The organism is Rossellomorea sp. DA94, from assembly GCF_029834455.1.
Classification (GTDB): domain Bacteria; phylum Bacillota; class Bacilli; order Bacillales; family Bacillaceae_B; genus Rossellomorea; species Rossellomorea vietnamensis.
In genome coordinates this window covers 394,732-416,783 of the sequence record NZ_CP122397.1, presented here as the reverse complement: position 1 = coordinate 416,783, position 22,052 = coordinate 394,732, and the positions used below count along the sequence as shown (strand labels likewise).

At 44.9% G+C, this 22,052-nt stretch carries 21 protein-coding genes and 1 riboswitch; of the genes, 8 read left to right on the top strand and 13 right to left on the bottom strand.

Going from position 1 to position 22,052, the window contains the following annotated elements; all coding sequences use genetic code 11:
• Positions 1-48 precede the first annotated feature (48 nt).
• On the bottom strand, positions 49-204 hold the full coding sequence (locus P8596_RS02210; protein ID WP_167562109.1) for a hypothetical protein: 156 nt from the start codon (positions 202-204) through the stop codon (positions 49-51).
• Positions 205-352: 148 nt separating this feature from the next.
• On the opposite strand from P8596_RS02210, the gene P8596_RS02205 reads away from it, so the two are divergent.
• Positions 353-790, top strand: coding sequence for a ferritin-like domain-containing protein (locus P8596_RS02205; RefSeq protein ID WP_060671539.1), 438 nt, complete (start codon positions 353-355; stop codon positions 788-790).
• Positions 791-823: 33 nt separating this feature from the next.
• On the opposite strand, the gene P8596_RS02200 is transcribed toward P8596_RS02205, so the two are convergent.
• Positions 824-3,094 (bottom strand): helicase C-terminal domain-containing protein, encoded by a 2,271-nt coding sequence (locus tag P8596_RS02200; RefSeq protein ID WP_279725703.1) that lies wholly within the window; start codon positions 3,092-3,094, stop codon positions 824-826.
• A gap of 102 nt (positions 3,095-3,196) precedes the next feature.
• Between P8596_RS02200 and P8596_RS02195 the strand changes: the two genes are divergently transcribed.
• Complete coding sequence (locus P8596_RS02195; protein ID WP_279725701.1) at positions 3,197-3,796, top strand: YczE/YyaS/YitT family protein; 600 nt, start codon at positions 3,197-3,199, stop codon at positions 3,794-3,796.
• 39 nt (positions 3,797-3,835) lie between these two features.
• On the opposite strand, the gene P8596_RS02190 is transcribed toward P8596_RS02195, so the two are convergent.
• On the bottom strand, positions 3,836-5,092 hold the full coding sequence (locus tag P8596_RS02190) for an ATP-binding protein (RefSeq protein WP_408005958.1): 1,257 nt from the start codon (positions 5,090-5,092) through the stop codon (positions 3,836-3,838).
• A 197-nt stretch (positions 5,093-5,289) separates the two neighbouring features.
• A complete protein-coding gene (locus P8596_RS02185; protein ID WP_159361119.1) occupies positions 5,290-6,339 on the bottom strand; it encodes an ATP synthase beta subunit C-terminal domain-containing protein in 1,050 nt (349 codons plus the stop codon).
• A 224-nt stretch (positions 6,340-6,563) separates the two neighbouring features.
• On the opposite strand from P8596_RS02185, the gene P8596_RS02180 reads away from it, so the two are divergent.
• The 3 genes from P8596_RS02180 (at position 6,564) to P8596_RS02170 (ending at position 9,173) form a co-directional block, all read left to right on the top strand.
• On the top strand, positions 6,564-7,496 hold the full coding sequence (locus tag P8596_RS02180) for a glycerophosphodiester phosphodiesterase family protein (RefSeq protein ID WP_279725700.1): 933 nt from the start codon (positions 6,564-6,566) through the stop codon (positions 7,494-7,496).
• A 161-nt stretch (positions 7,497-7,657) separates the two neighbouring features.
• On the top strand, positions 7,658-7,984 hold the full coding sequence (locus P8596_RS02175; RefSeq protein ID WP_224521535.1) for a cyclic-phosphate processing receiver domain-containing protein: 327 nt from the start codon (positions 7,658-7,660) through the stop codon (positions 7,982-7,984).
• Positions 7,985-8,099: 115 nt separating this feature from the next.
• Positions 8,100-9,173: an aromatic acid exporter family protein gene (locus tag P8596_RS02170; protein ID WP_061809994.1), complete on the top strand. Its 1,074-nt coding sequence runs from the start codon at positions 8,100-8,102 to the stop codon at positions 9,171-9,173.
• Positions 9,174-9,923: 750 nt separating this feature from the next.
• Here P8596_RS02170 and P8596_RS02165 read toward each other — a convergent pair.
• A complete protein-coding gene (locus tag P8596_RS02165; protein ID WP_224521537.1) occupies positions 9,924-11,084 on the bottom strand; it encodes an acyl-CoA dehydrogenase family protein in 1,161 nt (386 codons plus the stop codon).
• A 186-nt stretch (positions 11,085-11,270) separates the two neighbouring features.
• Here P8596_RS02165 and P8596_RS02160 point away from each other — a divergent pair, with 186 nt between their 5' ends.
• Positions 11,271-11,756 (top strand): hypothetical protein, encoded by a 486-nt coding sequence (locus tag P8596_RS02160; protein ID WP_224521538.1) that lies wholly within the window; start codon positions 11,271-11,273, stop codon positions 11,754-11,756.
• A gap of 43 nt (positions 11,757-11,799) precedes the next feature.
• Here the strand turns inward: P8596_RS02160 and P8596_RS02155 are convergent, their stop codons facing one another.
• Positions 11,800-13,257: an alanine/glycine:cation symporter family protein gene (locus P8596_RS02155; RefSeq protein WP_229596119.1), complete on the bottom strand. Its 1,458-nt coding sequence runs from the start codon at positions 13,255-13,257 to the stop codon at positions 11,800-11,802.
• 180 nt (positions 13,258-13,437) lie between these two features.
• Here P8596_RS02155 and P8596_RS02150 point away from each other — a divergent pair, with 180 nt between their 5' ends.
• The gene (locus P8596_RS02150) at positions 13,438-13,686 is read left to right on the top strand and encodes an alpha/beta-type small acid-soluble spore protein (RefSeq protein ID WP_224521540.1); all 249 of its coding nucleotides are present in this window, start codon (positions 13,438-13,440) and stop codon (positions 13,684-13,686) included.
• Between the two features lie 29 nt (positions 13,687-13,715).
• Here P8596_RS02150 and P8596_RS02145 read toward each other — a convergent pair whose 3' ends face one another.
• On the bottom strand, positions 13,716-14,366 hold the full coding sequence (locus tag P8596_RS02145; RefSeq protein WP_481900330.1) for a uracil-DNA glycosylase: 651 nt from the start codon (positions 14,364-14,366) through the stop codon (positions 13,716-13,718).
• Positions 14,367-14,490: 124 nt separating this feature from the next.
• Between P8596_RS02145 and P8596_RS02140 the strand changes: the two genes are divergently transcribed.
• Positions 14,491-14,913, top strand: a complete 423-nt coding sequence (locus tag P8596_RS02140) for a pyridoxamine 5'-phosphate oxidase family protein (protein WP_279725699.1) — start codon at positions 14,491-14,493, stop codon at positions 14,911-14,913.
• 431 nt (positions 14,914-15,344) lie between these two features.
• Here the strand turns inward: P8596_RS02140 and P8596_RS02135 are convergent, their stop codons facing one another.
• The 6 genes from P8596_RS02135 to thiT form a co-directional block, all read right to left on the bottom strand.
• On the bottom strand, positions 15,345-17,126 hold the full coding sequence (locus P8596_RS02135; protein ID WP_279725698.1) for an ABC transporter ATP-binding protein: 1,782 nt from the start codon (positions 17,124-17,126) through the stop codon (positions 15,345-15,347).
• Positions 17,119-18,807, bottom strand: a complete 1,689-nt coding sequence (locus tag P8596_RS02130; RefSeq protein WP_279726951.1) for an ABC transporter ATP-binding protein — start codon at positions 18,805-18,807, stop codon at positions 17,119-17,121. The genes P8596_RS02135 and P8596_RS02130 overlap by 8 nt, the downstream gene beginning before the upstream one ends.
• A gap of 254 nt (positions 18,808-19,061) precedes the next feature.
• A complete protein-coding gene (locus tag P8596_RS02125; protein ID WP_034760918.1) occupies positions 19,062-19,517 on the bottom strand; it encodes a threonine/serine exporter family protein in 456 nt (151 codons plus the stop codon).
• Between the two features lie 23 nt (positions 19,518-19,540).
• Complete coding sequence (locus P8596_RS02120; protein ID WP_034760917.1) at positions 19,541-20,302, bottom strand: threonine/serine exporter family protein; 762 nt, start codon at positions 20,300-20,302, stop codon at positions 19,541-19,543.
• Positions 20,303-20,425: 123 nt separating this feature from the next.
• Positions 20,426-21,073 (bottom strand): DedA family protein, encoded by a 648-nt coding sequence (locus P8596_RS02115; RefSeq protein WP_279725697.1) that lies wholly within the window; start codon positions 21,071-21,073, stop codon positions 20,426-20,428.
• A 145-nt stretch (positions 21,074-21,218) separates the two neighbouring features.
• Positions 21,219-21,815 (bottom strand): energy-coupled thiamine transporter ThiT, encoded by a 597-nt coding sequence (gene thiT, locus P8596_RS02110; RefSeq protein ID WP_224521544.1) that lies wholly within the window; start codon positions 21,813-21,815, stop codon positions 21,219-21,221.
• A 71-nt stretch (positions 21,816-21,886) separates the two neighbouring features.
• Positions 21,887-21,985, bottom strand: a riboswitch (TPP riboswitch).
• Between the last annotated feature and the right edge of the window lie 67 nt (positions 21,986-22,052).

Genomic DNA, 22,052 nt, shown 5'->3' with positions numbered 1-22,052 from the left:
CTGGTTCTATATATAGGTTTTTCTTTCGATGAAAAAGATATTCGTCCATTATTTTTTATTTACTTGTCTGCCGCTTTTTTTCTGACTTTGTCCTTCTGTATTTCCCGTCTGGGTATCAGATGCAAATTCCACATCGTTTTTGGCCTTTTGTTTTGCCAGCTGTTGAGAAGTTTGATCCATACTCTTCCTACCCTGCTTAGACATGCTCATCCCTCCTCTGACTTTTATAGAATTAGAATCCCCATTTTCAGGCAAAATATTTGAAGGGCATCCGATTCCCACTGGAATGTTTATTTTTACATCAACCCGGGTAAATAGTCTCTATAACAACAATGAAAAGGGTGGTTTTTACATGGATGAAGCAAAATTACATGAATTGATTGATGGATTAAACGAAGATTTAGCCAATGAGTATGCGGCAGTCATTCTTTACACTAACTACGCTGCTGTAGTGAGCGGCTTATATCGTCAAATCTTAAAACCTTTCTTTGAAGAGGAAATTCCTGATGAGCAGGGTCACGCTTTATACCTTGCCGAAAAGATTAAAACGTTAGGCGGTCAACCGACAACGACGCCTGCAGCCGTTAAACAAACGGATGATGTGAAGGAAATGCTTGAAGAAGGACGTAAAGCCGAAGCAGATACCATCGAGCGCTATAAGAAGCGTAAAGAACAAGCAGAAGAATTGGGTCTTGTTGAGCTCAGCATCAAGCTTGATGATATGATTGCTGATGAAACTCATCACCTTGAAGAATTTGACCGTCTGTTAAAGGACCCTTCCTTTAACTAATGATAAAAGACCGCTGTTTTCAGCGGTCTTTTTTTACGTTATAATACGAAGCTTCTTCCATTCATCCAGCAATAAAGCCTGGTATTTCGGAGTCAAATACCGATCATCGATCAGCTTCAGGACTCCCTTGTCCTCTTCCGAACGGATAAGCCTGCCTCCTGATTGAAATACTTTATTCAACCCGGGATACACGTATGCATAGTCATACCCATTCATTCCCATGTCATTAAAATAGTCCTTGATGATTTCCTGTTCATCAGTAGGCTGAGGCAGCCCCACGCCTACCACGATCACACCCTTTAACCTGTCTCCTTTCAAATCGATCCCTTCTGAGAAGATCCCTCCGAGGACCGCCAGACCGATAACGGGTTGTTCTCTATCACTCCGGAACTCCCGGAGGAATTCTTCTCTTTCTCTCTCGCTCATATTCGGCTCCTGAATAAGGACCACGGCGTCCATTGATTCTTTATTCATCCTGTCATACGCTTTCTGCATATAAGAGTAAGAAGAAAAGAAGATGAGATAATTTCCTTTGTACCCATTGAACGTTTCCTCTATGGAATGAATAATGATGGGAAGGGTCCGTTCCCTGTCCCTGAATCGGGTGGAAATCGGGTGGATTCCTACCTGCCACTGGTTGTGCTGGAATGGGGAAGGAATCAGAAATCGATAATCTTCTTCACCCCCGCCCAACTGCTGAAAATAATACGAAAACGGAAGGAGTGTGGCAGAGAAGAATACCGATGATTGATAAGGACGTGTAACCTGCTTAATAAGCTTCGATGGATCGATGCAATAAAGTTTCACCTCTACATCTTGGGAGCTGCGACCAATGACAAAGCGATGTTCTTCGGAGTAGAGATTTGAAATCCTTACAAAACTGATGCTATCGAAATATAGCTGCATAAATTCCTCCGACCACTCCCTGCCCGTTTCCCCCAGGCACTTTTCCGCTATTTCAATAAAGCCTGCAATCGTCTCGACGAATGAACCGTCCAATTCCACCCGGGTGTCAGCATCTTCTTCTTTTTTCAATCGCAGAAATTGCTTATTTACAGCAGTGATTGCCTGCTTCAATCCCTCATGGTCAGGATGTCGCTTTTTGATTTGTAAGAAAGCAGATTTTGTCAGGGCGGCAGAATACATTTCTCGTCCCCTGCCTACAAGATTATGGGCCTCGTCAATGAGGAGATTCGTCTTTTTCTTACTTTCATCACTCATTCTTTTCAGGGATACCCTCGGATCGAAGATATAGTTATAATCACAGATGACTCCGTCAACCAGGTAGGAAAGATCGATGGAATATTCAAAAGGACACACCCTATGCTTGCTCGCATACGATTCGATGATCGGACGCGTGATGATGGTTTCCTGTGTCAAAATATCAATCAGCGCTCCGTTAATGCGGTCATAATAGCCGTTTGCAAATTCACAATACTCTTTCTGACATATCGTTTCTTCTTTAAAGCAGATTTTGTCTTTCGCCGTAATCGTAACCGTCCTGTGTGCCAGACCTTTATTTTCCAAAAGGAGAAGCGCCTCTTCTGCCACTGTACGGGTGATCGTTTTGGCCGTCACATAAAACCATTTGCTGTTTCCTTCTGCCATCGCTTTTATGGCAGGGAACAGGGTGGAAATGGTTTTCCCTGTTCCTGTTGGAGCATTGGCATAAAGGGATTTCGATTCGGTTACTGTTTTATATACTGCACCTGCGAGTTTTTTCTGTCCCTTTCGATAAGAAGGATAGGGGAATGTCAGACCCGGGACACTTTTCAATTTACTTTCTTCATTTGTCAGTATCACAGTGGCAAACGGTGTATACGCGATCAGTGTTTCCTTCACGATGCGTTCAAGCTCTTCAATGGAATAAGTATGCATGAAGGATTTCGTTCTTTCTGTTTCAACTTCGATATAGGTTAATTGAACACTCACATGGGAGAGTTCCTTTTCCTTTGCCAGCAGGTAAGCATAGCATTCACCCTGAGCCCAGTGAACACGGCTCCCTTCTTCGATCAAGTCCAGACTTTTTGCCGTCGATTTGATTTCCTCCACAGTCACTTCTCCGTCGTCATAGTGGATGCCGTCACAACGGCCCTCAAGGTGATAGACGAGACCACCGGCTTCTTTCTCCCCTTTCAGGAAGACTTCTTTCTCATCGCCTTCTTTATATTGTTTTTGCCATTTCTGATGGAGTCTTGTACCGATGAGCATAGAAGAACGGGACTGGAATCTCAGGTCGATGCTCCCTTCCTTATAAACAAACTCAACTAACTCCCTGATGGATACTTTCATGGTTTTTTTCACGGATGTTTCACCTCCTGTTTTCAAAAGGAAAATGATGATTCTAACTGATTTCAGATATACATATATATTAGACAAGCTGTGTGGAACGGAGGATTCGGGAGAATGAAGGCAAGATTCGTCTTTTATTGCATTGGGTTACTGTCTCTATCATTAGGGGTTTCACTTATTATCAAAGGGGATTTGGGAGCAGCTCCCTGGGATGCACTTGCCGTCGGGGAATCCACACTGCTTCACCTTTCTATCGGGACATGCATCTTCATGAATGGATGCATTCTCATCCTCATAAACGCACTCCTGTTAAAAGAAAGGATCCAGTGGTTGGCAGCCCTCTCCATCTTTGTGATCGGGATGATGGTTGATTACTGGATCACGACCGGCCTTAAAACAGTTGAACCCGTTGGATTCGGGCAGCAACTATCTCTTGTCTTGATCGGCATCCTGCTTCTCGGGATCGGAATCTCTATCTACCTTCAAGCAAAGCTCCCTTCCAGTCCCATGGATACCTTCATGGTGGCGATCCACCGACGGTTCGGATTGAACCTGCGCAATGCCCGGTTGTTAAATGAAGCGATTGCCATCACCCTCGCCATGGTCTTCCACGGGGCTGTGGGAATCGGGACGGTCATCGTTGCCTGTCTGTTAGGGTTTATCATTCATATCTTCTATCCTATCATGGAACGTATGTACGGGAAATGGAGTTGAAGATTTTTTTAAGCAAACAAAAAAACACTTAGCTCTTCCCTAAGCGTTTTGATTATTCACATACGTATTGGCAGGTTTCGCATCAAACTTTGCCAGTTTTTCCTGATTTAACGGCAGGCTGATCGTTGCCACCGTCCCTTTATTCACAATGCTTGAATAATGGACAAGCCCACCCATGGCAGCGATGATCCGCATGGACACGGATGTACCGAGCCCGGTCCCCTGATCCTTTGTCGTGAAAAAGAGGGTCCCGATTCGTGCAATCTGTTCTTTCGTCATGCCTTTCCCTGTATCCGTGACGGTGATGATCACCTGTGTATGTGTGACTTCGAGGTGAATGGTGACACTGCCTTGTGGAGGAGTTGCCTCAATGGCGTTCTTGATGATATTGACGAATGCTTGTTTCAATTTATTCCTGTCTGATAATAAATAACCATCTTCCCTCAAGTCTGCCTCAAGATATACCCCTTCCTTCAATGCGTAGGCATTGAGGAGGACGGTGACATCTGAAAGGACTTCTTTGACATTGATCTTCTCGACCTTTTCAAGCTCCGGCTTGGCAAAGTTCAAATAATCATTGATAATGTCCTCTGCCCTTCCCAATTCACTTAGTACGATCTTCAAATATTCTTCGTGATCACCTTTGACCTGTTTTTTCATTAATTGAAGGAACCCTTTCACAACCGTCAGGGGATTGCGCACTTCATGAGCGATGGAAGCTGCGAGTTCACCAAGAGTATTGAGTTTCTCCGACTTCATGATTTCTTCCCGCATTAACTTCTTTTCAATCATCCATTCACTCAATTGAGCTGCGAGTCCCACTCCCAGCACCTGGATCCCGCCGAATATAAGGACATAGATTCCCATCTCCCGGTTACCCGAAACAGGGACACCGGAAATGAAGGCAAAGGAAAGCAGGATGCCGAGCATGACCAGAGCCGGCCAAAAACCCAGTAACACCGCAAATGTCACTCGCTTTCGTGGAGGGAATGTCCAAAAACGATTGGAAATCAAAAATGGCAGGATCCCGGCCAGAAACGCACTGATGAATCCGAAGACAATCGCATCACCTCCATGGATGATACGTGCCGCCAAGATAAACAGAAAGACAATGACCCCGGCTTTCCTACCTCCGTACAACATGGAAAGAACCAATGGGATATACCTGAAATCCCAATACAATCCGAAGCTTTCATAGGCGAAAATCAAACACATGAAAGCGGCAATCCCATGTAATACACCAATGAAAACAGGGGATTTCCCTAGCCTGTGATTTTCCAGGAGAGAGGTTTGAATGAGAACAGGAGCCAATATAATCAGTACATGTAATAATAATTTCTCAATCAGCATCGAAATGTCTCCCAGAAAAAAGTATTACTTTACACATACGACAAAATTTAGATAAATCCTTTCTCCATAGACATAAAATTACAAAAAAAGTCATAGGGACGGACCCCGGCAATCCTGCCCGGGGTCCGTCCCTCATAAGAGGGTTAATTCAATTGTCCTTTATAGGTGAGGTCTTTGGGTTCGAGGTGGTTGTAATGGCCTTGAAGTATCTTCTGTATATCCCCGATGGTTTGCTGTATCTGTACACTTTGTCCTTTCACCTTGGTGAATTCCTCCGCTACATAAAAAGGCTGACTCAAGTAAGCTTCGAGTCTCTCCCCTATTTCGAACAGCTCAAGATCTGATTCCGGGATTTTTTCCTTCCCGATCGTATTCATCAAGACGCGGATTTCTTTATATCGCCTTAATACTTTCTTTGCCTTCTTATGGGTCGCAGCGTGGCTTGCATCCAAAGCTTCGTCTTCGAGCAGGATGGATGTCGACTGAACGGGATGGATGGCCGGGTACATCCCACGGGTAGCGAGATCTATGTCGAAATAACACAAGGTATCAAGTGGACCAAACGGGTCATCTTCATCGACCGCTTCTCCGCTTGGATCAAATAAAATGGTTGTGATGTCCGGATAGCCCTCTGCTTCAAATCTCTCTCTCAATTCATACAGCTCCCCTGAGACGATAAACGAACGATCAACATACAAGAGGATACTTTCCTTATCCCCCACCAACGAAACCTCCGCAAAGGCATCCCCGATCGTGTGGCATTTCGCATCGACGAATCCTTCAAGGTCACTTAAACCGGGATAGGTTTGATCCGGAGTTAATAAAATGGCATGGTAACCCTTCTCCTTCAACACTTGTGTCATTTCAGCCAAAACAACAAATTGGCCGACCTGGGATCTCGCAACGAATCCGTTGGTCCCCCCCTGAACAATGGGTGCAAATAAATCAAGCGGTTTAATCCCCGTTTCGATCATACTAACTTTCCCTCCTTGAATAATTAATTCATCCAACGTGCAATTTGCCAGGTTTGCAAGGGTCACGATCGTTTTCACCTCGGCGCGTCCAACCGATATTTTTCCTGTACATAAATTTGACACAGTGGCAGGCCTTAATCCCACCGTTTTGGCCGCAGATGTGAGATTCGGTACACGCTTACGCAGCAATGAAACATTTAACCTTAAATGTTCTTTCATGGTAAATATCCCCTCCTTACTTTATAAGGTAATCTATTTTACCTTTAAAAGCAATAACTTTTTAACTCAAAGCGTAATTTTTTTACTTTTAAAAGTAAAAACTAATCATCATTTCTCATTCCTCTTTTATATTAATCTTAATTTCTCTTATATTATTGTCCTAAATAAACAAGGTCCTACTTATAATGAAAAATAAGATTCTTTATTTAAAAGGATGAAAGCAGATGAAAAATACGAAATTACCCGAAACGCCCAAAATCCAGCGCATCGTCATCGAGATGATGGTCGCTTTCTTTGTCCTGTTTTCCATCATCGTGTACTGGCTGCCTGTTGAAAAGGCCACACCACCCCCTTTCTTGCAAAAGGAAAATGAGCGTCCCCTTGTCATTGCCCATCAGGGGGGAAAACATCTTGCACCAGGGAATACCATTGAAGCGTTCCAAAATGCCGTGGATCTTGGAGCCGATGTCATCGAAACGGATATACATATTACCAAAGACGGCCAATTGGTAACGATTCATGATCCCACAGTTGATGCGACAACGGACGGACGTGGATATGTAAAGGACTACACATTGAAAGAGCTCCAACGGCTTGATGCGGCATACTATTTCCAAGATCTGAAGGGGGATTACTCATTCAGGGGTAAACATGTATATGTCCCTACCCTAGAGGAAGTCTTTCAGCGTTTTCCCGATATGAGGGTCAATATTGAGGTAAAAGATGACAACCCGGAAGAACGGATAGAGGAAATGGTACAGAAGTTAATAAAACTGATTGAAGAATACGATATGGAGGATAAAATCCTCATCGCCTCATTCGACCAGGACATCATCAATCTAGTCGAAGCCTACTCCAATGGAAGGGTCGCCACACAAGGTGGCAAACAAGAAGCCAAGAAATTCGTCATCCTGCACAAACTGTTCATGCGAAATCTTTATAAAACGAGTGTCGACGCTTTTCAACTTCCCCTTCAAGAAGGAAATCTGGACCTTACACAACCGATTCTGATCTCAGGCGCACATCGCATCGGCCTTCAGGTACATTACTGGACCGTCAACGACCGGGAAACGATGGAAAGACTCATAAACCTCGGTGCAGACGGCATCATTACAGATCGACCTGATTTATTATTGAACCTACTGGAGGAGAGATAATACTTTCTTCTCTGAGAAAAGGGTATGATATAAAGATTCCTCACCAAAAACCTACAAAAAAATTACAAATATAATGGTAATGTTCATACTATTGACCTATATAAGTGTTTGTCAATCTCTGTTAGGCTTAAATTAAGTCAAATGACGAAAGAAGAATAAATATGACAGTAAATGTGTTTTTAGACGACTATCGACACTGTCCACAAGGGTACATTCTCGCGAAGGATATCGATGAATGTATTGACCTGCTTCTTAATTATTCTATCGCTCATCTTTCACTGGATCACGACTTAGAGAGTAAGACACGTAATGGTTTAATGCTCGTCCACTACATGGTGGAAAAACAGTTATTTGCAGAAAGAATCACGATTCATTCCGCAAACTCTGGCGCGGGCAAGAGAATGTTCAAGTATTTAAAAGAGGCACAGAACGACCGGAAGATGCCTCAGTCCATCCAAATTCTATTACGGCCATTGCCTCTAAGATGAGTTATCATATATAAAGAACTGTTCCCTGAACAGTTCTTTTTTTGTCAATTTATTTAATTTGGTTTTTTCTTACTTTATAATAGGGAATAGCGATTTTATTAAAGAGGGGCATATTATGGGTTTTCTGAAAAAATTTCAATTTGTCGGGGGAAGGATTGCTAAAACGGGACTTGCCGTTTTCCTTACCGCCCTCGTATGTGAACTGTTAAACTGGCCGGCGACCTTTGCCGTCATAACCGCCATCGTCACCATTGAACCGACGGCTGCCAATTCTATCAAAAAAGCGTACGTCCGCTTTCCGGCATCGGCTATCGGTGCTTTATTTGCCGTGATCATCACTCATACGTTAGGGGCCCACGCCCTTACCTATGCCCTGGTCGCGCTCCTGACGATCATCACCTGCCATAAGCTTCATCTGGGTGCGGGTATCCTGGTCGCTACATTAACGGGAATCGCTATGATTCCCACGATCCATGATCACTACGTAGCAACGTTTTTCATCCGCCTTGGAACGACTACAATCGGGCTGATTGTATCGACTTTGGTCAATCTGTGGATCCTTCCACCCAAGTACAGCAACACAATTTCAACCAATATTCATAATCTCTATTTCAAAACGGGAAACCTGCTGGAAAGAAGGGGCTCTGAGGTCCTCCAGAATCATTCTCTGCACAGAGAGACGAAATTGATATTCAATGATATTTTAAGGGAGATTGATGTGACGGATACTCTTTGCGAATACCAAAAAGAAGAATGGAAGCTCCACCGCTCCAACCGTCAGGAAATGCGCTGCTTCCATTATGAATATAAGAAGCTGAACATCTTGAGACAGATCCTATTTCATATCGGTAACATCATCTATCTACCCGTCCACTATTCTTTCAGTGAAGAAGAAAAGGAACGGATCATGGATGCAACATTAAGTTTAAAAGGAATCATGCATCACCCTTCCTTTGATATTCCCGATCAGCATTTCACCCTTATGAAGAATTTATTGGAGGAATTCTGGGAGGATCAGGAGGGGCTTCATATGAAACCATTTCAATCCATGAAGCATCACTTCTCCTGCGAAACCATCATGCTTTATGAACTGTTATCCATTCATGACCTTATTGAAGAGCTGAGTGAGATCCATCTCCTTGAGGCACAGCATCGTAACGTATTGGAAAAAGCACTGTACCCTGAATGATGATTCATATCTTCTTACAAAGCTCTTTTCGTAAACCTTGTTGCTATGTAAGGTAGCGAGTAGTGGTTGATTTCCGCTGCAGGTGCTCGCTTTCCGCGGGGCGTGAGTTGAGCCTCCTCGGACTTTGCCCTGCGGGGTCTCAAGATCCAGCTACGGTGGCTAGCCCCTCGAGGTCATAAGCTAAATGGGCTAAGAAGGCAAAAGAACGCCTTCTTAGCCCATTTAGCTTATACTTGTCGGGGCTGAGCAAGCCACCTTCGCTTTACAGGCTTTCCCGCTATTCCCGTCGGAGTCGAGCACCTTCCGCTACAATCAACTTTATTGGTATGGAGGATTAATTTACTTCTGTACACCTCTAGAAAACATCATTTTCAGTGTGTGGAATGGTCGATTTCAGCTTGAATAGTAAAATGCTGTTTCATTCGTTTTTTCACTGGTAAGCTCTGTCACGCTATCTCATTTAGATGGGGAGGGGAACGGCGTAGACTCCTGCGGAAAAACGGACGAGACAAGACCCCGCAGCGAATGCGAGGAGGCTTGGCCGTTCGTCCGCCGGAAAGCGAAGCCGTTCCCCTCACCATCTATCCATACACACATAGACAGAGCCTCAGTAGTTCCTATGTTAGAAAACAACCATCTTTACGAAAAGAGCTTTTTACAAAAACGAAAAAATCCGAACGAATTCGATATTCAAAGAATGTCGAGTCACGTTCGGATTTCTTTTGTCTGAAACGGATTTGTCTAAAAGCCTTATTTCAGGGCATTATTCGCTAACATTGCAATGACCATATCATCCATTGGAGGGTTATGAAGCCCTGCTCTCACATCACGATAATAGCGCTGCATGGAATTGGTCCGGAAGAGGCTCCTTGCTCCCACGATCCTCATGGCAATGTCCACGATATGAAAGGCGCTGTTTGTGACAATGTGCTTAACAGAAGAAAGTTCTGCAGCCATATCCCCCCGCTTTGCAGGCTCCCTTACCCACTTATCTGCCACGGAATACAGAATCTGCCTGGCTTTAAACAACTCTAGCTCAATTTCACCGATTTTCCGCTGGACCTCGGGAACATCCTTGATCGGGCCGGGCAGACTGTTCGGGGAGTAGTCTTTGGCAAACTGGATGGCATCATTACGTGCGGCCATCGCCACCCCTATATAACAGGCAGGGATATGTAGCAGCCATGCTTTAGGAAGATCACTCTTCCCTTGGTCACTGTCCCGCTCCACGAGGGAAGAAGATGGTAACTGGACGTCCTTAAGAACGAGGTCATCGCTCCCTGTCCCCTTCATGGAAATCGTATCCCACGTCTCCTCAATGCTCACGCCTTCCAAGTCATGATCCACAAGGAAGAATCCTTTCTCCTCCGTATCACCGATCACAGCCGATACTAAGGAATAGTCCAGCACTCTCGCCATTGAAGTAAAGGATTTCCGGCCTGTTATTCTCCAGCCCTTTTCGGTTTTGATTGCTTTGGTCTGAGGAAGTCCCCCACGTGTCGGACTGCCCGTTGCCGGTTCTGTGGCCGCACGATTCACGAGAGCTTTGTTTGACACAATCTTCTCACAAAGATCCTTGAAGATCTCTTCCTCCCAGGCACGGGTCTCTGTAAGCTCCATCACTCCCCCCAAGTGCCAGCCAATGGACAATGCCGTGGCGGCATCCCCTGTTGCCAGTCTCTCCTGGATCATCACAAGCTCATATAAGTTGATCTCTTCTCCCCCATATTCTTTCGGAAGAGACAGATTTCCGTATCCACTTTTTTTGAGGTCGCCGAAATTTTCATAAGGGAACGCATCCTCTCTATCGTACTTCTCCCCTCGTTCTGAAAAAGTATCGGCAAGTTCCCCGGCTAAGTCAACCAATTTCCTTTGGCGTTCATTCTGTATAAACGATTGATATACATCCAATGAAACAGCACCTCCCAATGATAAAATGACGCTTCTCTTCTCCGTTTATCATAATCAATTTCGCTGCCCGACTCAAAGATAAAGCTTACTAATCTGATCGGGTTACATTTTCTCCTTAAATCGAATAATTGTTTTTGCAATGAACATTCTATAAATAACATCACACACACTAAGGAGGAGATGACCTTGAGCGACAAACGCAATAAATGGTACATATTGATTCTGATGCTCATATCGTGGGTATTCCTCTTATTGGCAGGAAAAGAAACCTTAAAACGATATTTACCCGCCTCCATGTTCATGTCACTTCTTGTGTATTCTGAAAATGTGCTGGCAGAGAGAATCCATTGGTGGACCATCTCAACAAGGCTTTTCCCGAGAGTAAACGGCGTTATGCCATTTGTCATCGGGGTTTTCCTGACAGGATCGGTGTGGATCCTTAAGTTCACTTATCAAAACATATACCTTTATGTATTCGTCAACCTTCTTGTTGATACATTTTTCACGTACCCTTTTTATTCCCTTTTCAAAAAACTGGGTGTGTGGAAATTAACCCATTTAAAGCAATACAAGCTATCTCTTCTGTTTTTCATGAAATCACTGCTCATGTATGCTTTCCAAAAATATATCGGGGAAAAGCTTTATTCAAAAATCAAAGCCCCACTTCAATAAAAAACCTGTTGCCACAATGGCAACAGGTTTCTTTTTTTGTAGATTATGATGCATTTTCTTTATCTTCGACTTTGTATTCCTGCTCCCAAAACTCTGCATTTTTGATACCGAGTTTTTTCGAGTTGAAGACTGGATCAAGCCCCTGCTTCTTCTGTTCTTCGTAATCTTTAAGCGCTCTGAGTGCCGGTTTGGCAAGGATGAGGATCGCGATCAGGTTCAGCCATACCATAAGCCCAAGTCCGATATCTCCCAACGCCCACGCAAGGGCAGCTTCTCTTACCGCTCCGTAGAAAGTGGCTCCAAGAAGGACTACCTTCAGCACCACCATGGCCGCCTTTGAATTCTTGCCTCTCAACAAGTAAGCCACATTCGTCTCAGCCATGTAATAGTATGCCATGATCGTCGTAAAGGCAAAGAAGAATAAAGCGATCGCGACGAATGATGCCCCGAATCCAGGAATGACGGATTCAATGGCAGCCTGTGTATAGCCAGGACCCGCTTCAATACCATCGAGATTGTTTGCAAGCATCGTCCCGTCAGGACCTTCCGTATTGAATGAACCCGTAAACAGGATCATGAATGCTGTTGCCGTACAAACAAGAAGGGTATCAATATAAACCGAAAACGCTTGAACCAAGCCTTGTTTCGCCGGATGTGAAACCTCTGCCGCCGCAGCAGCATGGGGTCCTGTACCCTGACCTGCTTCGTTGGAATAGATTCCGCGTTTTACTCCCCACGATACAGCCATACCGATGATACCGCCGAACACAGAATCGGCACCGAATGCACTTTTGAAAATGAGGGCAAAAACAGCCGGTATTTCAGCAATATTCATCCCGACGATGATAAGGGAAAGAAGAATATACGCAATGGCCATGAATGGCACAACGTACGAAGCCACTCCCGCAATACGTTTGACTCCACCAAAGATGATGACACCGATTAACACGACAAGACCGATACCTGTTACCGTCGTGTTAAGGCCAAATGCATTTTCCAGTCCCAATGCAATCGAGTTTGACTGGATCCCCGGCATCAGAATGCTCATAGCGAGTAATGTCGCAAATGAGAATAATACGGCATACCACTTCCAGCCAATACCCTTTTCAATATAATAGGCTGGTCCACCGCGGTATTCCCCGTCCTGCTTCACCTTATAAATTTGAGCCAATGTCGACTCAATAAAGGCACTGCTTGCACCGATGAAGGCAATCGTCCACATCCAGAAGACGGCTCCCGGACCACCGAAGGCGATGGCAGTAGCCGTACCGGCGATATTCCCCGTTCCTACACGTCCGGATAATGAAAGAGCCAAAGCCTGGAATGAAGACACCCCTGCACTTGAGCTTCCACCCTTAAACATTTGAACCACCATATCTTTAATCAACCGGACCTGCAAAAACTTCGTTAAAATAGAAAATAGTAAGCCTACGCCTAAACAAAAATAAATCATGACCGGAGACCAAAGGATCCCTACGAGCTTGCCAACGAATTCTTCCACGGCATTTCCCCCTTTTATTTTTATAAAAATTTTCTAACTATTAAGAATTATATTTTATTTGACACAATATAGACAATCCTTTTTTATGACGAAAATTTCCTAAACGTAGAAAAACCCTTATATGCCAAGACTTTATACTCGCAAAAAAATTTTGGGGCATTCTATAAAAGAGGTGATAAAATGTCGAAAAGAAAACTTCTCGTCCCTGAATCCCGAGCCGCAATGGATGAGCTCAAAGCGAGAGTGTCGGGTACACTGGATCCAAAGGAAGCCAAATATGAAATTGCAAAGGAACAGGGTATCCCTCTTCAAAGAGGTTATAATGGGAAATTAACGTCTGAACAAGCGGGCAAGGTCGGAGGATCGATCGGTGGTAATATGGTGAAAGAACTTGTCAGAATGGCCCAGGAGAATATGTCAAAAAAATGATCATTCAAAAAGCTGACATACGCTTGATGTCAGCTTTTCTTCTTATGGAGTATTTCTTTCAAATGGTCAAGATCCTCATAGATGGCCTTTTCCAGCGACCGATTATAGAAAATCGAAGCTGGATGAAAGGTTGGAAAGATGGAATACGTTTCCTCACTCCAGGTCCATTCATTAGAATCGAGATCTTTCAACCGCCTTACCTTCGACTGGATCAACTGGCCATGACAGTCCGAAATCGTATATTTCCTCCCCACTAATCTTTGCAACCCTATATTTCCCAACGTGACAAGCTGTTTCGGCTTCACATGTTGGAGTTCATAATCCAATATCGGTGCATGGGCCAGCTGTTCCTTAAGGATCGGTGCCCTGTTGTATTTCTTTTCGATCATTTCATTGTCTACGCTTTTCTTTTGTACGATTTTGTAAGGTCTGCTCCTGACCGTAGAGGTGAAGTAAATATCTTCTCTTTCTAATCCGAGGTAATGAAAGAACTGATCGAGTACCTTACCTGCTCTCCCACTGAAGGGCATCCCATTATGAATTTCAGTTTCCCCGGGTGCCTCCCCGACAATAATGATGGTAGGGTTCATCGGTCCCCTTCCATGGACAAAGCCTTCACAGTCATACCCTTTCATCCGGTCTTTACAGAGATTCACCAGTGTTTCCGGTATCACGCACATCATCCTTCACTTCTTATTATTTTCGTTATTCCCGATGTGGATGGAGTCTACACATTCACATGTTTAATTCCCTCTCAGAAAAGGAATAGTATGGATAAAAGAAAGATTAAAGGAGATGGATGGATTGTCACAAGCTGAACTGAAACAACAAATCTTAAAGGTTCTTGACGAAAGTAAAGTAGGTACGCTGGCGACTGTGAAGAATAATAAGCCTCATTCCCGCTATATGACGTTCTCGCATGATGAACTCACTTTATATACGCCAACGAGCAATGAAACGCATAAAACCGATGAAATCGAAGATAATCCCAATGTCCACATCCTCCTCGGCTATGAAGGGGATGGATACGGAGACACTTTCGTTGAAATCGAAGGGCGCGCTTCCGTCGAAGATTCTGCCCGTTACAAAGAAAAACTATGGAATGACCATATGAAGAGATGGTTTGAAGGCCCGGATGATCCCAATTACATCGTCCTGAAAATCCAGCCGACAGCCATCCGTCTGATGAACGATGAAGAAGATTCGCCGCAGTCGCTTGAATTATAATAAAATGATTCCTTGACATGTTATAAGATTAATGATATATTTAGTTATTGTAATCTTGTAACATACATTGAAACGATAGAGAAGATAATTCGTAATTCTATTCTGTTTTGATTTAACAACTTATTCACACTGGATCGGCTTCGGAGCCGTTAGGATGTAAGAGAGGTAGGGCTTACGTCGTTTAGGTATATCAAACGACTCAAGGAATTGCCCGCGGCTGTTTATTATCTGCAAACAACGTTCAAGATATAAATATATTACTTGTGATGTTGCAAGTTACAGAATTGCCCTTATCCGATTAAGGGCAGTAGCAAAGGGGATCGCTAACGGGATGATTAGCCCCTTTATAAGGAAAAACACCTCAAAAGCGCTGACTTTTGAGGTGTTTTTTTGTGTTCTCGTTGAATCTTCCCTGTCTGTCTTCTGCCTTCTCAACCGCTCTCCTTCAACTGGCTGTGATACAACCCATGATAAAAGCCCTTCGCCTTGAGGAGCTCATCATGAGTGCCCTGTTCAATGATTCTTCCTCCATCAAGGACCAGGATTTGATCAGCCTGCCGGATCGTGTTAAGGCGATGCGCCACCACTACGCTCGTCCGTCCGTTCATCAACCGTTTGAGGGCATCCTGGATCTTCAGCTCCGTAATGGTGTCGATACTACTCGTTGCTTCATCCAGGATCAGGATGGACGGATTGGAAAGGATGGCCCTCGCAATGGACAACAGCTGTTTTTGACCCTGACTGATCCCGCTTCCATCCGCCCTCAGCATCGTATCGTAGCCCTCGGGCATCTTCTCGATGAAGGTATGGGCATTGGCGAGCTTAGCGGCATCCTTTACTTCGTCATCGCTCGCATCGAGCCGGCCATAACGGATATTGTCGGCAATCGTCCCCTGGAAGAGGAAGCTATCCTGAAGAACGAAGCCCATCTGCTGACGTAAGCTTTTCCGTTTAATGGCCTGAATATTTTGACCGTCGATCTCTATCCTGCCTTCATTCAGCTCATAAAACCGGGATAGTAGATTCGTGATCGTTGTCTTACCAGCCCCTGTCGGTCCGACCAGGGCAACGGTTTCACCGGGTCGTATGGAAAAGGATACATCCTCAAGCGTCTGATCTCCTTTTTCATAGGAGAACGACACATGTTGAAACTCGACCTTTCCTTCAACGGATTGTAGTTCCGCGGCATCTCCTTCGTCCTTCGCTTCTTCCTCTTCATCTAAAATTTGAAATACACGCTCGGCACCTGCAATCGCTGAGAGGAGCGTGTTATACTGATTCGCAAGCTCATTCAACGGCCGCGTGAACTGCCTCGCATACTCTGCAAATATGACAATGACACCGATCGTGATCATGCCATTCAGGGCAAAGACCCCTCCCACTCCGGCAATCACGGCAAAGCTGAGATTATTCAGCACGTTCATTAGTTTCGGGATGAAACCGGAATACGTATCCGCCCAATAGGCAGCTGTCTTCAGCCTCTGATTCTTTTCACCGAATTCTTTGATGGCCGTTTCTTCCCTGGAAAACGTTTTGATGATGCTGTGACCAGAGATGGTTTCTTCGATATATCCGTTCATTTCACCTATATTGTGCTGATATTGTTTAAATAAGCGGCCTGTCCGTTTCGTGATCCACTTCATGCCGAAGACCATGAGCGGGACAATGGTCAAGGTAATGAGAGTGAGGAGCGGGCTTAACCAAAGCATGATCGAGACGGTCCCCACTAATGTAAGGACACTGGATATGATTTGAATGAACGAACTATTCAAGGTGGCGCTCACATTGTCAATATCATTGGTCACCCTGCTCATCAGTTCGCCATGCTTCCGTTTATCAAAGAAAGGGATGGAGAGTTGATGCAATTGATGGAAGAGGTCCTTCCGCAACCTGTATACCGTATCCTGTGCGACACCGATCATCCAATAATTTTGGAACCACACGGACAGAGAATGCAGGATGTACACCGCAACCAGGCCGGTGATCAGTCCCACCAGCCCCGATGTCTCCTTCGTGACGATATAGTCATCAATCGCCTTCCCCACAAGAAAGGGGCCGAGAAGTGCCGCTGCCGAACTGATGAACACCATTAAAATGACCAGATACAAAGTGACCTTCATTTTGGAAAGGTAGTTCCACAGGCGTCGAAGTGTCCCTTTTGCATCTTTCGCCTTGTCGTTTTCCCCCAATTTCTTTCGTATATGCCTAGACATGATGGATTTCCCCCTCTCCGAATTGAGACTGGTAAATCTGTTGATAGAGAACGGAATCCTCTACCAGGGACTGGTGGGGCCCTTCTCCGATCAATCGTCCATCTTCCAACAGCAGAATAAGATCGGATTCCATCGCCGTACTGACCTTTTGAGTGATGATCATGGTTGTACACTCATATTTCTTCAATGCTTGAAGGAGCTTCGACTCCGTTTTCAAGTCCAATGCACTCGTACTGTCATCCAGCAGGAGGATCTTCGGTTTTCGAATGAGGGCCCTGGCAATGGAAAGCCTTTGCTTCTGACCTCCTGAAAGGTTGACCCCTTTTTGCCCGAGGACCGTATCATATCCGTTCGTGAGATTCAGGATGGTTTCATGGATTTGGGCATCTTTTGCCGCTTGAATCATTTCTTCCCTTGTGGCATCTTCCTTTCCCCACAAGAGATTTTCTGAAACCGATCCGGAAAACAGGATGACTTCCTGAGGGACATATCCGATATTTTTTCTTATTTCCCTTAATGGAATGGTCCGGATTTCCCGTCCGTCCAATTGAACGGTTCCCCCTGTTGCATCATACAGACGGGGGATGAGCTGAAACAGGGAGCTTTTACCTGATCCCGTAGCCCCTAAAATGGAAACGGTTTGTCCCGCTCCCACCTTAAAGGAAACATCCCGAAGCACCCTTCCCCTGGTGGATGGGTATTGAAACGATACATCCTTAAACGATATTTCTCCTCTTACCACTTTGTTGCGAGAGTCTACCTCCGTTCCATCCTTCAAGTCAATCTCCGTTTCAAGTACTTCCTCGACCCTTTCAGCAGAAGCCCTCGCTCTTGAAAAGCTGGTGATGATAAAAGAGAATATGGAAAATACAGATGAGATTCTCGTGACATAGGTGACAATCGCCACTACTTCCCCAACCCTGGTACCACCAGAGGCCACATCAATACTTCCGAACCATAGAACGGAAAGAAGGGCAAGGTTCATGACAAGCATCAAGAGAGGCATAATGATCTCCATGAACCTGAGGGCACGCACCGTTCGATCCTTCAAATCTTCATTCGCTTCATGAAAACGGCTTTCTTCATGCTTACTCCTCGTATACGCTTTGATCAACCTCATTCCGGAAAGGTTTTCCTTCATGACCTCGTTTACTTTATCGAGCCTTGATTGAACTCTTTCAAACAGACTCCACCCGCGTTTCAACACCCAAAATAGGAACAGCCATAACACCGGAATCACAACGATTAGAATAAGCGCAAGCCGGGCATTGACGATCAGGGCCATGATGGTGGAACCCACTACAAGCAATGGAGCCCTTAGCATGATCCTGAGGCTCATGAAGATCGTATTTTGGAGCTGCCTGACATCATTCGTCATTCTCGTGATGAGAGAAGAGGCCGGAAGCTTATTAAAACTCGCAAACGAAAACGACTGGACTTTCCTATACAGACTTTCCCTCACATCATATCCGAATCCCTGACTCGTATGCGCAGCAAAAAATGAGTTCGTCACACCTGAAAAGAAGGCAACGAGAGACATCCCGACCATGATGAATCCCCATTTCAATACGATGTCCAAGTCTTTATTCAGAATTCCTTCATCGATGATCCGCGCCATGAACAGCGGATTCAGTAGTTCTACTGCAAGCTCTACCAGCATCAGACTCCAGGCAACGGCCATGGCAGCACGGTAAGGCTTTAAGAAACGTATGACCTTCAAACGAACACCCCTCTAAACAAATATCTGCCATTATTTATATGTATCATCATATCGTTTTTTTATGCAGGGTGGTAGTTGGAAGCACCAGACGTGCTCCCTATCATGAATTGAAAAAGAGACCGCGACAATTTCGAGGTCTCTTCTTAATATATGCAGTTATTCAACTCTGATAAAGCATTTTCTTTATCAACCCATAACAGTAAAGGTCCGTCCCTCTATCTCATCCGCCGGGCACTAGCGTTCAGGCGCGCATTTCGGATGACCTGATTGATGACTTCCGAAAATATGAGCCCGATAGCAATGGAACCGGAGATCATAAAGGCTTTGGCTGCCAGATTGATGGCGGCATTGTAATCATTTTGAACGAAATTTCTCATGGCATCGTACGCAAGCCCCCCGGGTACGAGGGGGATGATCCCGGCAACAGAGAAGATGATGACCGGGGTTTTGTACATTTTCGCAAACACCTGACTCACTACAGCCACGACAAAGGAGGCAAGTAACGTAGCAAGAACGGTGTCTGCTTCATTTAAACTCATCAGTATGTAAATGATCCAGCCAAGCATCCCGACAATTCCGCATTTAAAAAGGGACTGCTTTGGAGCATTGAAGATAATCCCGAATGCAGCGGCGGAAATGAAGCTGGTCACTAATTGCTCGATGATGTGCATTCCCTTTTCACCCCAATCTCACTTTACGTTAATGTAAATACGACAGCAATGCCCGTCCCAATGGCAAATGCCGTTAAAAAAGCTTCCGCGCCCTTTGAGAGACCTGAAACGAGATGACCCGCCATCAAGTCCCGGACCGCATTGGTGATCAGGAGACCGGGAACAAGGGGCATCACGGATCCAATGATGATCTTATCCAATTCCTGCCCGATACCAAGCTGTACAAACCCGTATGACACCATGCCGATGATGAAGGATGCAAGAAATTCCGCGAAGAACTTTATCGGGACGAGGCGGTGTAAATAAATCAGGCTCGTAAACCCGACGCCTCCCGTGATCAGAGCTGGAATGAAGTCCTTCCACATCCCCTGGAACATGATGAGAAAACAACCACTTGCAATCGAAGCCGCTGCCACTTGAATCAGGAAGGAATAAGATAGATCGGACTGATCCAGCTTCTCAAGGGCATTGTATGCTTCTTCAAGTGTCAGATGCCCTTTACTGATCTGCCTTGAGATACTGTTCACGAGGGTCACTTTCTCAAGATCCGTAGACCTCTCATTAATTCGGATGAGCTTCGTTTTGGTCGGTTCCGACGTTTCAATCGAGAAGATGATCCCAGTGGGGGTCACATAGCTATGCGATTCCGATATCCCATAAGAAGCGGCGATGCGCATCATCGTGTCCTCGACGCGATACGTCTCCGCCCCACTTTGCAGCATAATCTTCCCCGCCAGCAGGCTGACCTCCATAATGTCATATCTTCTTATCATTTTTGCTTCCATACGATCTCTCCACACGTACTATTTTTTGAATAGGTCTAGTTTATAGGAAAGCAGTGGTGTAAGCAATGAGGAACGGGGTGATTTTCCGTAGATTTGATCTTGAGGGATGGAAGGAAGGCAGCTTCAAGCATCATTTACTTCATCCCTCTCTTGGAAGGCTTTTCGTTCCGATGGGTCGTTTGTTGGCAGGGATCCCTTTTTTATCTTTCTTTTATACAACATGTACGCACCCGTCACCACCACAAACCCCACGAGGACCACCATTTGATAGTCTTCAATCACTTCAAGGATCACTTCTTTCTCCCCGTCATATAACTTCCCGATCGTCAAGAACAGAAAAGTGGATGGTGCTATACCAAGCATGGTAAGAAGGAAATATGCCTTCACATCCATTCTCGCCATACCTGCAAGAAATGGGATGACATTCCCCAAGTGAAGCGGACTCGTAATCGCCACGCTCCAAACACCGTATCGATTGAATTTTTTCTGGGCTGTGCGGAGCTTCTCAAGCTTCTGGGGCTTAAGCCTTCCTTCTATGTTATCCCCCAGTTTTAAACTGATAAAGTAAGGAATATAGCTTCCCACTGTGTATAGGAGACTTCCTGCTAAAGAGATGAACACGATTTGCATCCACGTTAGGTGGAGGATGAATCCCATCGTTACGATAAAGAACGTTCCAATAAAAGGAAAGGCACTCCCTTCAATGAATAGAGAAAACAGTACACCCCATATCCCCCACTCTTCTGCTGAATTTATTATCCATTCCGTCATGTGAATCACTCCTGTACGCTTGTATCTTCAGTATAGAAGAGACCCTCTGACACCAACAGAATCCGCGGAGGTAATTTACGCTAAGTCTTGAGATGTATTGACAGAACGAAAGACCGGCCCTGAGACAGGCCGGTCTTTCGTTTCTTTAGGATGCCTTTCGGCTGATTTCCTGTTGATGCGACTGCACTTTGATCAATCTTGGTGCGATATTGACGATGATCACCATCACAACGGAGCATAATACTGCCGATCCCAACATCGTGATCCCGTTTACTATAAGAGAAAATAGCAATGGAGACATCTCATCCGGTGCATACTCGGCAAAAAACACGAATCCGGCAATGAAATGCCAGAAATAACGAGCAAGGCTTCCTGCGAATGTTGCCATCACTACCCAGAAGACTGCTTTGGACCGGTGACCGCCTCCCAGTGCACCCTGAATTTTCCCGGCGAAACCCCCGGCAAAACCGATAAAAGCAAAAGCGATGAAATACTCAATCACCATTTGGACCGGGGTCGCAATCCAGGCATCCCCAAGGGCAATCTGCAGGATCCCCCATAAAAAGCCCCCTATCAGTCCGGCTCTCAAGCCTCTTCGATAAGATAATAGAAAGATCGGAACCATGGCAATCGATATCGAGATACTCGGTGATAGCTTAATAGAAGGCAGCAAATCAAGGATGATCGCAAAAGCCGCCATCAATGACGCTTCAAGCAATACGACAAGTCGTGTGTTTTTCATAAAAAAAATCCTCCTTATGAACTGAAACGAAACCATAAGGAGGGAGAATGAACAATCGAAATAAGCACAATGCTGCCTATTTTCCACATCCCTACGCTAGTCCTAACTAACAGGTTCAGAGGGTCAGAACAGATTGTTCACTCTCAGCTTTCGCTCCCCTTGTGGTACCGTTTATAAAGTTGTTAAGGTTTATTATACATGAAGAAACATATTTGAAAAGCATGATAGGAACTTTTT

Coding starts and splice junctions, on each gene's coding strand:
- P8596_RS02175 (WP_224521535.1), top strand. CDS start 7,658: ATGACAGTAAATGTGTTTTTAGACGACTATCGACACTGTCCACAAGGG.
- P8596_RS02170 (WP_061809994.1), top strand. CDS start 8,100: ATGGGTTTTCTGAAAAAATTTCAATTTGTCGGGGGAAGGATTGCTAAA.
- P8596_RS02195 (WP_279725701.1), top strand. CDS start 3,197: ATGAAGGCAAGATTCGTCTTTTATTGCATTGGGTTACTGTCTCTATCA.
- P8596_RS02135 (WP_279725698.1), bottom strand. CDS start 17,126: ATGTCTAGGCATATACGAAAGAAATTGGGGGAAAACGACAAGGCGAAA.
- P8596_RS02130 (WP_279726951.1), bottom strand. CDS start 18,807: ATGGCCGTTGCCTGGAGTCTGATGCTGGTAGAGCTTGCAGTAGAACTA.
- P8596_RS02115 (WP_279725697.1), bottom strand. CDS start 21,073: ATGACGGAATGGATAATAAATTCAGCAGAAGAGTGGGGGATATGGGGT.
- P8596_RS02205 (WP_060671539.1), top strand. CDS start 353: ATGGATGAAGCAAAATTACATGAATTGATTGATGGATTAAACGAAGAT.
- P8596_RS02185 (WP_159361119.1), bottom strand. CDS start 6,339: ATGAAAGAACATTTAAGGTTAAATGTTTCATTGCTGCGTAAGCGTGTA.
- P8596_RS02210 (WP_167562109.1), bottom strand. CDS start 204: ATGTCTAAGCAGGGTAGGAAGAGTATGGATCAAACTTCTCAACAGCTG.
- P8596_RS02120 (WP_034760917.1), bottom strand. CDS start 20,302: ATGGAAGCAAAAATGATAAGAAGATATGACATTATGGAGGTCAGCCTG.
- P8596_RS02150 (WP_224521540.1), top strand. CDS start 13,438: ATGTCGAAAAGAAAACTTCTCGTCCCTGAATCCCGAGCCGCAATGGAT.
- thiT (WP_224521544.1), bottom strand. CDS start 21,815: ATGAAAAACACACGACTTGTCGTATTGCTTGAAGCGTCATTGATGGCG.
- P8596_RS02180 (WP_279725700.1), top strand. CDS start 6,564: ATGAAAAATACGAAATTACCCGAAACGCCCAAAATCCAGCGCATCGTC.
- P8596_RS02125 (WP_034760918.1), bottom strand. CDS start 19,517: ATGCACATCATCGAGCAATTAGTGACCAGCTTCATTTCCGCCGCTGCA.
- P8596_RS02145 (WP_481900330.1), bottom strand. CDS start 14,366: ATGTGCGTGATACCGGAAACACTGGTGAATCTCTGTAAAGACCGGATG.